The organism is Acinetobacter sp. 826659 (genome assembly GCF_000588515.1).
GTDB lineage: Bacteria > Pseudomonadota > Gammaproteobacteria > Pseudomonadales > Moraxellaceae > Acinetobacter > Acinetobacter pittii.
In genome coordinates, this window is sequence record NZ_JFYD01000007.1 from 77265 (window position 1) to 89651 (window position 12387).

The 12387-nt window shown below is 39.9% G+C and carries 11 protein-coding genes; 6 read left to right on the top strand and 5 right to left on the bottom strand.

Going from position 1 to position 12387, the window contains the following annotated elements; genetic code table 11:
• The first annotated feature begins 100 nt into the window (after positions 1-100).
• From trpA to J663_RS14885, 4 genes are read left to right on the top strand one after another with little or no spacing between them, the layout of a single operon-like run.
• Positions 101-904, top strand: coding sequence for a tryptophan synthase subunit alpha (trpA, locus tag J663_RS14870; protein ID WP_002116163.1), 804 nt, complete (start codon positions 101-103; stop codon positions 902-904).
• Positions 901-1797, top strand: coding sequence for an acetyl-CoA carboxylase, carboxyltransferase subunit beta (accD, locus tag J663_RS14875; protein WP_002116475.1), 897 nt, complete (start codon positions 901-903; stop codon positions 1795-1797). The genes trpA and accD overlap by 4 nt, the downstream gene beginning before the upstream one ends.
• Positions 1794-3080: a bifunctional tetrahydrofolate synthase/dihydrofolate synthase gene (folC, locus tag J663_RS14880; protein WP_033850698.1), complete on the top strand. Its 1287-nt coding sequence runs from the start codon at positions 1794-1796 to the stop codon at positions 3078-3080. Before accD ends, folC begins: the two co-directional genes overlap by 4 nt.
• A complete protein-coding gene (locus tag J663_RS14885) occupies positions 3071-4138 on the top strand; it encodes an SPOR domain-containing protein (RefSeq protein ID WP_033850700.1) in 1068 nt (355 codons plus the stop codon). The genes folC and J663_RS14885 overlap by 10 nt, the downstream gene beginning before the upstream one ends.
• A 19-nt stretch (positions 4139-4157) precedes the next feature.
• On the opposite strand, the gene J663_RS14890 is transcribed toward J663_RS14885, so the two are convergent.
• The 3 genes from J663_RS14890 to J663_RS14900 form a co-directional block, all read right to left on the bottom strand.
• Positions 4158-4736, bottom strand: a complete 579-nt coding sequence (locus J663_RS14890; RefSeq protein WP_033850702.1) for a dual specificity protein phosphatase family protein — start codon at positions 4734-4736, stop codon at positions 4158-4160.
• Positions 4733-5545 (bottom strand): MBL fold metallo-hydrolase, encoded by an 813-nt coding sequence (locus tag J663_RS14895; RefSeq protein WP_212771400.1) that lies wholly within the window; start codon positions 5543-5545, stop codon positions 4733-4735. Before J663_RS14895 ends, J663_RS14890 begins: the two co-directional genes overlap by 4 nt.
• Positions 5546-5760: 215 nt before the next feature.
• A complete protein-coding gene (locus tag J663_RS14900; protein WP_005050084.1) occupies positions 5761-6411 on the bottom strand; it encodes a peroxiredoxin in 651 nt (216 codons plus the stop codon).
• A 407-nt stretch (positions 6412-6818) separates the two neighbouring features.
• On the opposite strand from J663_RS14900, the gene secA reads away from it, so the two are divergent.
• Both secA and J663_RS14910 read left to right on the top strand, forming a co-directional pair.
• Positions 6819-9539 carry a preprotein translocase subunit SecA gene (secA, locus tag J663_RS14905; RefSeq protein ID WP_033850705.1) on the top strand — a complete coding sequence of 907 codons (2721 nt, stop codon included), beginning with the start codon at positions 6819-6821 and terminating at the stop codon, positions 9537-9539.
• A 131-nt stretch (positions 9540-9670) separates the two neighbouring features.
• Entirely contained in the window at positions 9671-10114 is a 444-nt protein-coding gene (locus tag J663_RS14910; RefSeq protein WP_033850706.1) for a hypothetical protein, read from the top strand.
• A 67-nt stretch (positions 10115-10181) separates the two neighbouring features.
• Here the strand turns inward: J663_RS14910 and J663_RS14915 are convergent, their stop codons facing one another.
• Positions 10182-11492 (bottom strand): MFS transporter, encoded by a 1311-nt coding sequence (locus tag J663_RS14915; RefSeq protein WP_002116183.1) that lies wholly within the window; start codon positions 11490-11492, stop codon positions 10182-10184.
• A gap of 132 nt (positions 11493-11624) precedes the next feature.
• Positions 11625-12266, bottom strand: a complete 642-nt coding sequence (trhA, locus tag J663_RS14920) for a PAQR family membrane homeostasis protein TrhA (RefSeq protein ID WP_016802594.1) — start codon at positions 12264-12266, stop codon at positions 11625-11627.
• Positions 12267-12387: the final 121 nt, after the last annotated feature.

Sequence of the window (12387 nt, forward strand, 5' to 3'; positions counted from 1 at the left end):
AGACCTGTTCAATGGACAAAAAATAGCGTTAAAATGCGATGTTCTTGTATTTCTACAAACAACTCCTCAATTTTAAATAATTCAAGGAAAGCACAACCCTATGTCACGTCTTGCCACCCGTTTTGAAAAGCTTAAGTCCCAACAACGTAAAGCGCTTGTATCTTATGTTATGGCGGGTGATCCACAGCCACAAGTAACGGTTCCGTTACTGCATAAAATGGTTGCGGCAGGAGTAGATGTCATTGAGCTTGGTCTACCATTTTCAGATCCAATGGCTGATGGTCCGGTAATTGCGCTTGCAGCTGAACGTGCGCTTGCAGCAGGGACTAACACGTTGGATGCACTCAACATGGTAAAAGAGTTCCGTGAGCAGGATCAGGAAACACCTGTTGTTTTAATGGGTTATCTGAATCCGGTTGAAGTGATTGGTTACGAGAAGTTTGTTTCTCATGCGAAACAATGTGGTGTAGATGGCTTATTACTTGTGGATTTACCACCAGAAGAGTCAAAAGAATTTGGTGCTGTGTTGAAACAACATGATATGGACCAAATTTTCTTACTTGCACCAACTTCTACAGATCAACGCATTCAACATGTGACAAATCAGGCAAGTGGTTTTATTTACTACGTTTCACTTAAGGGTGTAACTGGAGCAGCAACACTTGATACGGCAGAAGCTGCTGCACGTATTCAAAAAATCAAAAATGCCACTAATATTCCAGTGGGTGTTGGTTTTGGTATTAGTGATGCCGCTTCAGCAAAAGCAATGGGTAATGTTGCTGATGCCGTGATTGTGGGTAGTGCTTTCGTTAAAAATTTTGCAACGTTGGCAGCGGATGACGCTGTTGAACAGACGGTGAGTAAAGTCAAGGAGCTTCGAGCAGCGCTCGATGAGTTAGTATGAATCAAGAAGTGAAACCAGGGAAAGTTCTTAGCCCTTCGACACCATGGACAAAACGTCCGGTTCCAGGTATTGAAGTCGCAGATGAGCAACAAATTCTCAAAGCAACATTTACTGAGCCAACGATTGAATGTCCTGAATGTCATGCACTAGTGACACGTACAGCAATTTCTTTCAATGCATATGTTTGTCCGCAATGCGACGAACACTTACGAATGAAAGCTCGTGACCGCTTGAACTGGTTCTTCGATAATGTTGTAACTGAATTGGGTCAAGAATTTACTGCTAAAGATCCATTAAAGTTTGTTGACTCTAAACCGTATCCAGATCGTATGCGTGAAGCGCAAAGCAAAACTGGTGAAACGGAAGCGTTAATTGCCATGCAAGGTAACTTAAATGGCGTAGATATGATTGCATGTGCTTTTGAGTTCGACTTTATGGGCGGCTCAATGGGTACAGTTGTCGGTGACCGTTTTGTAAAGGCTGCCGAGCTTGCAATTGAAAAACGTCAGCCATTAATCTGTTTCGCAGCTTCTGGCGGCGCGCGTATGCAAGAAGGTATGTTGTCGCTTATGCAAATGGCGCGTACTTCTGCCGCGATTCAAAAATTAAAAGATGCTGGCTTACCATATATCGTTGTGTTAACACATCCTGTGTATGGTGGTGTAACAGCTTCTTTAGCAATGTTGGGTGATATTCATATTGCTGAACCTAAAGCGATGATTGGCTTTGCTGGTAAGCGTGTAATTGAGCAGACTGTACGTGAAACTCTTGAAGAACCGTTCCAACGTGCTGAATATTTGCTTGATCATGGTGTAATCGATCAGATTGTTCATCGTCATGCTTTACGTGATACTGTATCTCGACTTGTATCGAAATTGATGAACTTACCTTGAACCAACAAGCTCCACTTTCAATAGACTCTTTAGATACATGGCTCAATTATTGGAGCCATGTTCACGTTACAGGGATAGATCTTGGTCTGGAACGTGTAATTCCTGTTGCAGAAAAGCTGGGTGTAACTCAGCCTAATGCTAAAGTTTTTACAGTAGCCGGAACGAATGGTAAAGGCTCAACCACAACCACACTGGCTGCGATATTAAACGCACAGGGTTATAAAGTTGGGTTATATCAGTCACCGCATATCTATCGCTTTAATGAGCGAGTTAAGTTAGGTGGAGTTGAAGTCGATGATCAAAGTCTGATTGATGCTTTTGTTCAAGTTGATCAGGCTCGTCGCGATTGTGATTTAAGCTTATCTTTTTTTGAAGCAACCACTTTGGCTGCTTTTGTTATTTTTAAACAACAACAATGTGATGTATGGGTGCTTGAAGTTGGTCTGGGCGGGCGCTTAGATGTCGTCAATGTGATTGATCCCGACATTGCAGTGATTACAAATATTGGCCTAGATCACACAGATTGGCTAGGCGATACTATCGAAAAAATTGCTTTTGAAAAAGCAGGCATTATTCGTCCACATATTCCGGTTATCTTTGCGGGTGAGCAACCATTGCCGCAAGCAATTCAAGATAAAGCACAAAGTTCACAAGCAGAGTTATATACCGTTAATCGTGATTATTTTTATAAGCTCGCAGATGATGGACAAAACTGGTACTTTGCTTCGGAAGGAACTACTTTAAAACTTCCTTTAGGTACATTAGCGATTGAAAATATTGCTGGGGCGGTTGCGGCTATTTTAAATAGCGGACTTGAGATTTCTCAGTCAGCATTAGAAAAAGGTATTCAATCTGCTCGCTTAGCAGGGCGTTTTGAACAGCGTCAAGTGGAGGGCAAAACGGTCATTTTTGATGCTGGACATAATCCACATGGTGTTGAATTTTTGTTAAAGCAATTGCGAAATTTCTTAGAATACAATAAACAGTACACAGAAGTTGTCGCAGTATTTTCAATGCTGGCAGATAAAGATATAAAATCAGTAGTCGATTTATTGAAACCTACTGTTTTACATTGGAAAATTGCTGAATTGAATGTGCCGCGTGCTGCACCGATTCAGCAACTCAATGATGCCTTGCAAGGCCAGACAGTACAACAATATGGCAATATCAAAGAGGCTTTTAAATCAGCGCTTGAGCAAACAAATAACAATCAGCTGATTTTAGCCTGTGGTTCGTTTCATACTTTAGAAGCGATTTGGGAGTATTTGGAAGAATGTCAATGAATAACAAACAACGCTGGATGGGTGGCGTTGTTTTACTAGGAGGTGGTGTTTTATTGGCAGCATTACTTCTAAAAGGAAATGAGGAAATAAAACAGGTTGAAGCTCAACCATCCGCATCCACATCGCCAAAAACTCAAACTAAACCAAAACAGACAACTGAAGGGCAAATGGTACAACTACAACCGCTTGCGGTTGATGTTGAAACTGAAAAACGTTTGCTAGAAGAACAGCGTCGTGCGCGTGAAAAGGCCGTTGCTGAACAAGAAGCACGTGCAGCTGAGTTCTTAGCAATGCAGCAGCAAGCTGAAGCTGATGCTGCTCGTAAAGCTGCAGCAGAGTACGCTGCTATTAATGCGCGCCGTACAGCGGCTCAAGAAAGTTCAGATAATATTCCACCGGAGTTAGTGGGTGAGGCGAAAGCTAAAAACCAGCAAACCAATACGGTGAATAAGACAACTGATACTTCAAAAATAGATGCAGACAAGAAAGCTGCTGAAGCAAAACGCCAAGCAGAAGCAGACAAGAAAGCGGCTGATGCTAAGCGTCAAGCAGAAGCAGACAAAAAAGCAACTGAAGCAAAACGCCAAGCGGAAGCAGAAAAGAAAGCAGCTGAAGCTAAACGACAGGCAGAAGCAGATAAAAAGGCTGCAGAAGCAAAACGCCAAGCAGAAGCAGACAAGAAAGCTGCTGAAGCGAAACGACAAGCAGAAGCTGATAAAAAAGCCTCTGAGGCTAAACGAAAAGCTGAAGCTGAGAAAAAAGCTGAAGCTGAAAAAGCACGTGAACTGCTTGAAAATGGCGATAAAAAGTGGATGGTTCAAGTCGCTTTGGCTGCTAACCAAGCAAATGCAGATGCAGTGGTTTCTAAATTACGAGCTAAAGGCTATAAGGTAACTACAAGCCCAACCAGTAAGGGAATTCGTATTATGGTTGGTCCTGCAAAAGACCGTGATACAGCGGATGCAGCTCGTAAGAAAATTACTTCTGATTCAAGCTTAAATATGAAATCAGCTTGGGTAATTGACTGGGTACCGTTAGACCAACGTAAATCAGATTAAAACTCCACTTTAGATGTCATTAAGATGGATTCGACAGTTGTTGTTGAATCCATTTTACATTTTCAGGTGTGAATAAACGGTCAATATTTTTCCAAATAATATGATAACCATAACCACCTTGTTTCATTTCCTTAACCGCATCATCAATTGCCCAATTTTCAAAAATAATGCGGTACATGGCAACGCTAGCACCTGTACGGTCTGAACCATGGTAACAGTGTAATAAAACGCGTTGATCATTCTGCTTGGCAATTTTGATTTGTTGCATGACTTCTAAGAGATCTTGTCGGTCTATTGCCCAAGTGTTGATAGGAATATGCACAAGATTAAAATTTTCATTTTTAAAAACTAAACTATCTGCGTCTTTGGCTCTTAAATTAATGATCGTTCCAATTTGATGATTCTTTAATTCAGAAATCATTGCAGCATCAGGCTGTTCACTGCGATAAACATCATTACTAATTTGATAAAAGTTATGAGTCTGAGAAACTAAGCTTCCCCAATCTTGTGGTCGATGCTCATGGGCGATACTTTCGTGCTGCATACACCCTTGTAAACTTATACAGATGACAAGTGTAAGGAGCGATAATTTCTTCATGTTTGATACCGTTTAAGCTCATCAGGGTCGTGAGCACAAATTATTTCAATCGTTGGCTCATGTTGAGCCAAATGCTGTAAGCGTTTGAGGTTGAAAATACGTTTTTCATTATCCTCTGCAAATGCTTTTTCCAGCAGACCAAGTGATCTTAATTTATTTTTAGGGTTTAACTCTAGGTGTGAGTAGTAAGCATCTCCACAAAATAATAACCATTGATTTTGTTGCTTTATAGCAATACCACAATGCCCAGCCGAATGGCCTAGTAGTGGTACCATTAAAATTTCATCTTGAAACAGGGGAAAACCTTTGACTTTTTCGAGGTTGAACCATGCTTCACCTTTTTGATATTCAACAAAGTTCCAATATCGGTGATCTTTATATTGATTGGTTCTATAGCGAAGTTTGCCTTTAAAATTTGGAAGTTGGGCAGCGTTGTATTCTGCTGCTAAAACATGGACTGTGGCATGAGGAAAATCTGAGATACCACCAGCATGGTCAAAATCAAGGTGAGTGATAAAAATATGCTGTACATCCTTGGGGCTGAACCCGAGCTTTTGGATTTGTTGGATCGCACTAAATTCAAGATTATGCTCAATTTTGCCTAAGCGTTTAAATAATGAGCCTAGGCGCTGCTTCATATGTAAGTAGTCTTGCAGGCCAAAGCCCGTATCGATAAGCACTAAGCCTCGATCAGTTTCAACTAAAAGACAATGACAGATTACCTCAGCTCGGAAGCCTTTTTGTCCAAATAAGGGGGCACAAACTGGGCACATGCTGCCACATTTTAAATGATGAATTTTATAGATCATGATTTTTATTTTTTTACCGAATCGATTCGAGTTATAACTGATCTGAGCAATAAAAACCATGAGTATTCAATACATAAATAAAAAAGCCACCGCTGTGGGTGACTTTTTAGGGTGTGATATTTAATCTAAGTGTGCCTACGCGCTTCGCTTGTCTTGTAGGGAATTTTTCAGATGCTTGCCTACGCACTGCATTTGTCTTGCAAGCAATAAAACCTTTAGTCGGTTTTATTGCTTTCAGGCTGTGGCGTGAGGCGTAAATAAGGTTTAACAGCCGTATAACCTTTAGGGAAACGTTGTTTAATTTCTTCTTCATCTTTAAGTGACGGCACAATAACGACATCTTCACCTTGCTGCCAGTTCGCAGGCGTAGCGACTTTATGTTTGTCTGTTAATTGTAATGAATCAACGACACGTAAGACTTCATTAAAATTTCGGCCCGTCGAAGCAGGGTAGGTAATAATTAAGCGAACTTTTTTGTTAGGATCAATAATCACTAATGAGCGCACTGTTAGAGTTTCACTGGCATTAGGGTGAATGAAGCCATAGAGCTCAGATACTTTACGGTCTTTATCTGCAATGATTGGAAAGTTTACAGTTGTATTTTGTGTTTCATTGATGTCGTTGATCCAGCCTTTGTGAGACTCTACATCATCTACTGACAAAGCAATCGCTTTAACATTACGCTTCGTAAATTCATCTTTTAATTTTGCTGTATAACCTAACTCAGTTGTACATACGGGAGTATAGTCGGCTGGATGTGAAAATAAGATTCCCCAACTATCCCCTAAAAAATCATAAAAATTAATTGTGCCTTCACTCGATTCTTGTTGAAAATCGGGAGCAGTATCTCCTAATCGTAGTGTCATGATCTTTCCTCAATTGCTCATAATTTGTTATTCGATTGAATGAATATGCAGCATTTACTTTATGATTAAAATTATTGTTTTTGTATTTTATTATGAACTTTTTATATAAGTGTAAATATATATGACTAAAACTCATTATTTTAAGTGCTTAATCAATGTAACTTTAAGGTAAATTTGCTAAATTAGATTTCTCGGAAGTTATGCTTAATCGATGAGCGTTAATGGTGTGTTTTTGGTGCTCGGCACATTAAGGGGAGATTAGATGAATGAAAAAACCATTCGTCTAACTATCAGATTTTTTTTAGGGGTTTTGTGCAAACCCCTTGTACTTCAAATTTCTGGCACCATAATAAACGACTGAGAAAAAGTTTATTCATTTGACCAAGCAAGATTTAGAGAGTTTATCCATGTTGGCAAGTCTGATCGGAGGTATCTTCGGTACAAAAAATGAGCGTGAACTCAAACGCATGCGCAAAATTGTTGAGCAAATCAATGCGCTCGAGCCGACGATATCAGCTTTAAGCGATGCAGACTTATCTGCAAAAACTCCAGAATTCAAACAACGTTATAATAATGGCGAAAGTTTAGATAAATTACTTCCAGAAGCGTTTGCAGTTTGTCGTGAAGCTGCTAAGCGTGTGATGGGTATGCGTCACTATGACGTTCAGTTAATCGGTGGTATTACTTTACATGAAGGTAAGATTGCCGAGATGCGTACTGGTGAAGGTAAAACCCTTATGGGTACTCTGGCGTGTTATTTAAACGCTTTGAGTGGCCAAGGTGTACATGTCATTACTGTGAACGATTATTTGGCACAGCGTGATGCCGAGTTGAACCGCCCATTATTTGAATTTTTGGGCCTATCAATTGGTACGATTTATTCAATGCAAGGTCCATCAGAAAAAGCGGAAGCTTATCTTGCAGATATTACTTACGGTACCAATAACGAATTCGGTTTTGACTACTTACGTGACAACATGGTGTTTTCTTTAGCAGAAAAGAAACAACGTGGTTTGCACTATGCCATTATCGATGAAGTTGACTCCATCTTAATTGATGAGGCACGTACACCATTAATTATTTCTGGTCAAAGTGAAGACTCTTCACACCTCTACAGTGCAATCAATACGATTCCACCTAAACTGCATCCGCAAAAAGAAGAAAAAGTATCAGATGGCGGTCACTTCTGGATTGATGAAAAGCAGCGTTCAGTTGAAATGACCGAAGTTGGTTATGAAACTGTTGAACAAGAACTTATTCAAATGGGCTTGTTGGCCGAAGGCGAAAGCTTATATTCAGCAACAAACCTAAACCTTGTTCACCATGTATCTGCTGCTATTCGTGCGCATTTCCTATTCCAACGTGATGTTCACTATATTATTCATGATGGTGAAGTGGTTATTGTCGATGAACATACGGGTCGTACGATGCCGGGTCGTCGTTGGTCAGAAGGTTTGCATCAAGCTGTTGAAGCAAAAGAAGGCTTAGAAATTCAGCCTGAAAATCAAACTTTAGCGACAACAACATTCCAGAACTATTTCCGTCTCTATAAAAAGCTTTCAGGTATGACAGGTACTGCTGATACCGAAGCTGCAGAAATGAAAGAAATTTACGGTCTTGATGTTGTGATTATTCCAACTCACCGTCCAATGATTCGTAACGACCAAAACGATTTAATTTATTTAAACCGTAACGGCAAATATAACGCGATTATTCAAGAAATTATGAATATTCGTCAGCAGGGTGTTGCTCCTATTCTGATTGGTACAGCAACCATTGAAGCCAGCGAAATTTTATCTTCTAAGTTAATGCAAGCTGGTATTCATCATGAAGTTTTGAACGCAAAACAACATGAGCGTGAAGCTGACATTATTGCTCAAGCGGGTAGCCCGAATGCAGTAACGATTGCAACTAACATGGCTGGTCGTGGTACGGATATTATCTTGGGTGGTAACTGGAAAGCTAAGCTTGCCAAACTTGAAAACCCAACTGCAGAAGATGAAGCACGTCTGAAAGTACAATGGGAACAAGACCACGAAGATGTATTGCAAGCAGGTGGTTTGCATATCATTGGTTCTGAACGCCATGAATCACGTCGTATTGACAACCAGTTACGTGGTCGTGCTGGTCGTCAGGGTGACCCTGGTGTTTCTCGTTTCTATTTATCTCTTGAAGATGATCTGATGCGTATTTTCGCAGGCGACCGTGTCGTTGGTATGATGCGCGCGATGGGTTTAAAAGAAGACGAAGCGATTGAACATAAAATGGTGAGCCGTTCGATTGAGAATGCTCAGCGTAAAGTTGAAGCGCGTAACTTTGATATTCGTAAGAACTTATTGAAATACGATGACGTGAATAATGAACAGCGTAAGATCATTTATTCTCAACGTGATGAAGTATTAGCTGAAAACACCTTAAAAGACTACGTTGAAGAAATGCATCGTGAAGTGATGCAAGGCATGATTGCTAACTTTATTCCACCAGAGTCAATTCATGATCAGTGGGATGTTGAAGGTTTAGAAAATGCTTTACGTATTGATTTAGGTATTGAGCTGCCAATTCAAGAATGGTTAGACCAAGATCGTCGTTTAGATGAAGAAGGTTTGGTTGAGCGTATTAGTGATGAAGTAATTGAACGTTATCGTCAGCGCCGCGCTCAAATGGGTGATGAATCAGCAGCAATGCTTGAGCGCCATTTCGTTTTAAACTCTCTTGATCGCCATTGGAAAGATCACTTGGCTGCAATGGATTATTTGCGCCAAGGTATTCACTTACGTGGCTATGCGCAAAAGAACCCTGAACAGGAATATAAGAAAGAAGCTTTCAACCTGTTCGTAAACATGTTGGGTATTATTAAAACTGATGTTGTGACTGATTTGTCTCGTGTACATATCCCAACACCAGAAGAACTTGCAGAAATGGAAGCTCAACAGCAGCAGCAAGCTGAATCAATGAAGCTTTCTTTTGAACATGATGATGTAGATGGTTTAACTGGTGAAGTTACACTTTCTCAAGAAACCATGAACGAGTCTGCTGAACAGCAAGCTTTCCCTGTTCCAGAAAGCCGTAATGCACCATGCCCATGTGGTTCAGGACTAAAATATAAGCAATGTCACGGTAAGATCTAATCTGCCTCCACAAAAAAAGCAGAACAATTGTTCTGCTTTTTTTATGTTTGTAGTAAGCCTGTGAATAATGTTTGCAGTTTTAAGCATTAAATGCTATTTACTTCTCATCCAGAGTGTATGTTGGAAAGACAATGAAAAAAGTATTACAACCTTTATTTTTAACTGTTCTTGCTGTACCAAGTTTTGTTTTTGCAGCAGAAGCAGCTTCAGCCCCTCAAACGACAACGGTTGACAAAGTACTTGCAGCAAAAGGCCCAACTTCGGCTCAAGCTGTAGTGAAGCAAGAAAATACTACAGTGATTAGTCCACGTACAGGTATTCGCTATACGTTGGGTAACACAGGTAATCGCCCAATTATTTTACAAACTACTGCGATTGCTCCAGCAAACTCAGCAAATATTAATCGTATTGTGGCAAGTAACCCAGCTCTCTCTGCAAAAAGCCAAGAAAAAGCAAAAGTTGCTTTAATCGGTGAAGCAGCTGTAGCAGGACCAGCGGCAGTTGCAGCAAGCAATGTGACAACGTCAGCTGCAACAAATAGTGTTGCTCCAGCAAATCCTGCATCAATGAATTAATTCATTTACGTATAAAAAAAGCCAGTTCAAATTGAACTGGCTTTTTTATGGGGGGGTCTTTAAAACTTTAAATCTGATTATTTACATCATCATTTTTTGTTTCACGAATAAGTAAGAACGCAACTAATGATAAAAGTGATGCAGCAGTAAGATAATAACCAACTGCATATAAACCATAAGTTTCAGCAAGTTTAGTCGCAATCAATGGGGCAAAAGATGCACCAAAAATACCAGCCAAGTTAAAAGTTAATGCTGAACCTGTATAACGAACCGAGGTTGGGAAAAGTTCAGAAAGAACTGTACCGATCGGACCGTAGGTCAATCCCATAATCGCCAAGCCAGTACATAAGAAAAGGAAAACGATTAAAGTATTTCCAGACTCTAACATACTAGAGAAGAACAAGCCGAAAATCGCAGCAGCGATACAGACACCAATAGAAGTTGTTTTTCGACCAAATTTTTCTGCAAAAATAGCCGATAAAGGAATGAATGCGGCGAAGCAAAGTGTGGCAAAGAGTTGAAGTTCTAAGAATTCACCACGCGCATATCCAAGCTTTGTGGTTCCCCAGTTTAAAGCAAATACGGTAGTAAGATAGAACACGACAAAGGTACAAATGGCTGCAACTGTACCAAGAATAAGCTTACCTGTATGTTTGGTTAAAACTTCTTTAAATGGAATGTTAACTTCTTTTTGCTTATCTAAGACTTTCTGGAAAGCTGGAGTTTCATGAAGTTTTAAACGGATATATAAGCCAACAATAACTAATACAGCACTGGCAATGAATGGAATACGCCAACCCCATTGCATGAATGCTTGCTCAGGAATAACTGCACTCAATAATAAGAATGAACCTGTTGCCAGAATAAAGCCGATTGGAGCACCTAGCTGCGGAAACATGCCGTACCATGCTCTTTTTCCTTCTGGGGCATTTTCAGTCGCTAATAATACTGCACCGCTCCATTCACCGCCTAGGCCTAAGCCTTGTCCTAAACGACAAACAGCTAATAGTAATGGTGCGACAATCCCGATTTGGGCATAGGTTGGAAGCAAACCAATACATACAGTTGAAATACCCATAGTCAGTAAAGCTGCAACTAAAGTTGCTTTTCGCCCAATACGATCTCCTAGATGGCCAAATAATGCGGCACCGATAGGACGAGCAATAAAGGCAATTGCAAAGGTTGCCAGAGATTGTAAGACTGCGGCACTGCCACTACTAGCAGGGAAAAATAGATGAGGAAAGATAATCACGGCGGCTGTTGCATAGATATAAAAGTCGAAGAACTCAATAGTTGTACCGACTAAGCTTGCAAACAAAACTCGTGTTTTTGAATTAGTGGCTACTACAGGAGCAGCAGTCGCAGAAGTTGACTCCATATAAGTCCTTATATCCGTTAAAATTTATTTTTAATAGCTACTCTCTTTAAAGACGTATTTTTCTCAAAGAATAGCGTGAAAGAACATCATCCATGACTCTTTCAGGATCACTGAATATGAGTGAAAAATGGACTAAACTACGTACCAATAGATTGCAAGAAAATGTGCCCCTGCACCTAAAAGCACAAAAATATGCCAGATCGCATGGGTATATCTTACCTTTTTTAACGCGTAAAACAATGCTCCAACCGTATAAGCTAATCCGCCAATAATTAACAAAATCAACGCGTCTTTACTCAGATAGGTGCGCATATCATCCATAACAAAAACAGCAAGCCAACCCATAAGAACATAAGCAAGTAGCGAAATTTTCTGAAAACGATGAATAAAAACTAACTTGAAAAGTGTACCAATTGCAGCAATGCTCCAGAGAGCAATAAGTAAAATATGAGCTTTTTGTGTAGGTATAGCAATGCTTAAGAATGGGGTATATGTTCCCGCAATTAAATAATAAATGGCAGTGTGATCGAGTTTTTTATACCAGTAGCGTAGGTTTTGTGTTTGAGCAAAATGATAGAGGGTAGAACTGGTAAAAACTAAAATCAGGCTAAATGAGTATACCCATAAACCTATCCACTGAGCGGTTGAAAGATAAGATCCCTTTATAATTAAAAAGATAGAAGCTACAACAGCCATAACAACGCCAGCACCATGACTATAGGCATTAAATAGTTCTTCTTTTGGATCGTAAGTTTCCAACACAGATTTACTCATAACTTTAATTTTTTTGATTAAAAATACAAATGTATAGAAACACAAAACAGTCGTAAAGTTATTTTATTTTTAATCCTAGACCCTTTAAACTTGTATTTTATATGAGTCTTCATTTTCAGGT

What these genes read in the sequence shown, in the direction of transcription:
- trpA (WP_002116163.1), top strand. Translation starts at nt 101, where the DNA reads ATGTCACGTCTTGCCACCCGTTTTGAAAAGCTTAAGTCCCAACAACGT.
- accD (WP_002116475.1), top strand. Translation starts at nt 901, where the DNA reads ATGAATCAAGAAGTGAAACCAGGGAAAGTTCTTAGCCCTTCGACACCA.
- J663_RS14885 (WP_033850700.1), top strand. Translation starts at nt 3,071, where the DNA reads ATGTCAATGAATAACAAACAACGCTGGATGGGTGGCGTTGTTTTACTA.
- J663_RS14890 (WP_033850702.1), bottom strand. Translation starts at nt 4,736, where the DNA reads ATGAAGAAATTATCGCTCCTTACACTTGTCATCTGTATAAGTTTACAA.
- J663_RS14895 (WP_212771400.1), bottom strand. Translation starts at nt 5,545, where the DNA reads ATGATCTATAAAATTCATCATTTAAAATGTGGCAGCATGTGCCCAGTT.
- J663_RS14900 (WP_005050084.1), bottom strand. Translation starts at nt 6,411, where the DNA reads ATGACACTACGATTAGGAGATACTGCTCCCGATTTTCAACAAGAATCG.
- secA (WP_033850705.1), top strand. Translation starts at nt 6,819, where the DNA reads ATGTTGGCAAGTCTGATCGGAGGTATCTTCGGTACAAAAAATGAGCGT.
- J663_RS14910 (WP_033850706.1), top strand. Translation starts at nt 9,671, where the DNA reads ATGAAAAAAGTATTACAACCTTTATTTTTAACTGTTCTTGCTGTACCA.
- J663_RS14915 (WP_002116183.1), bottom strand. Translation starts at nt 11,492, where the DNA reads ATGGAGTCAACTTCTGCGACTGCTGCTCCTGTAGTAGCCACTAATTCA.
- trhA (WP_016802594.1), bottom strand. Translation starts at nt 12,266, where the DNA reads ATGAGTAAATCTGTGTTGGAAACTTACGATCCAAAAGAAGAACTATTT.